This is a genomic window from Pseudomonas sp. NMI760_13, from assembly GCF_021283245.1.
Classification (GTDB): domain Bacteria; phylum Pseudomonadota; class Gammaproteobacteria; order Pseudomonadales; family Pseudomonadaceae; genus Aquipseudomonas; species Aquipseudomonas peradeniyensis.
In genome coordinates, this window is the sequence record NZ_JAJSRC010000082.1 from 1 (window position 1) to 1267 (window position 1267).

Below are 1267 nucleotides of genomic sequence, written 5' to 3' on the forward strand. Positions count from 1 at the left end.
AAGCTGTCGACGTTGCTGGCATTGATCCCCGCGCCTTCGATGGCGATGTGGCCCTGGTCGACCTGGTAACGGGTCAGCTGGCCGTTCTCGATCACCGGCTTGCCGGTGCTGAGCGTGGCCTGTGGCGTATTGATGAAACCGCAGCCATCGCAGGTGATGCCGTGGGGGTTGGCGACGATGACATGCGCCGCATGCCCGGCCACCTCGGTATAGCCACGCAACTGACTGGCGTTGGCGCCATTGACCTCGTTGAGGATGACATTGGCCGCCTGGCCGTGGAGGTTGGGGTTGCCAAGGATGATCCCGCCCAGCTGGGTGGCCTGGGTGCGCTCGGTGGCGTTGTTGAGGATCAGCCCCTGCTGGCCGACGTTGTAGTCGCTGAACTGGTTGTGCGACAGCCCGCTGCCATTGGGCGCGGCGATGTTGACGATCGGCACGCCATTGCCCGCCTGGTCCAGCCGGGTGCCCGGCCCGCTGACCACCACGCCTTCGGCGGCCTGCGCCCAGAATGGCTGCCAGAACATGGCGTTGGCCAGCAGGAACGCCAGGCCCCGCTTGGGCAACCCGCAGAAACGCTCACGAGGCTGAATGGCGGCCGAGCGTTGGCGGGCCAGGAAGGCGAACAGGCGGACGTCCATGTCAGGTCTCGTAAGTCAGGGGATCAGGTGGATCAGAGGAAGAAATCCAGGCGGAAATACACCGGGCGTTCCTTGTCGGTCAGCACGTCGGGGCGTTCCAGGCTGTGGGCGAAGGTCACGCTGGCGGCCATGTGCTGGCCGCGGGCGAACAGCTCCAGCGAGTGGCTGCTGGCACGGCCGTGGTACTCGCCGTTGTAGCGATCGTTGCGGATCACCCCGAGGTCGTAGCCCAGGCCCAGGCCGTACTCGGCCACCAGCGGTTGCAGCAGCGGCCAGTTCACCGGGCGGGTCCAGCGCAGGTCGTTGCGCCAGTAGCCGCCGCTGTCGCCGGACAGTGACTGGTCCTTGAGGCCGCGCACCGACGACAGCCCGCCCAGGCTGATGCGCTGCGGGCTGAACAGTACGTCCTCGCTGCGCTGGCCGGTGGCCAGGCTGCTGAAGCTCAGGCGCTCGCCGAAGAGCTGGAAACCCTGCACGTAGCTGAGCGTGGCGCTGTACTTGCGGTAGCGCGCCACCGGCTGGCCCGGGCGTGGATGGCCGTTGTCCTGGGCGTCGAAGGCGCCGATGCCCTCCTGGGTGCCCAGGTCGAGGTTGACGAAGGCATTGCCCAGGCGCCGGCCATGGTTGAT

General features: G+C 67.2%; 2 protein-coding genes. Both read right to left on the reverse strand.

All coding sequences use genetic code 11. The features are described from left to right. Positions 1 to 638: filamentous hemagglutinin N-terminal domain-containing protein (locus LU671_RS29235; RefSeq protein WP_269806859.1), on the reverse strand; the 638-nt coding region annotated here is incomplete at its 3' end. 32 nt (positions 639 to 670) lie between these two features. Next, a partial coding sequence (locus LU671_RS29240; RefSeq protein ID WP_232857810.1) for a ShlB/FhaC/HecB family hemolysin secretion/activation protein occupies positions 671 to 1267 on the reverse strand: 597 nt, incomplete at its 5' end.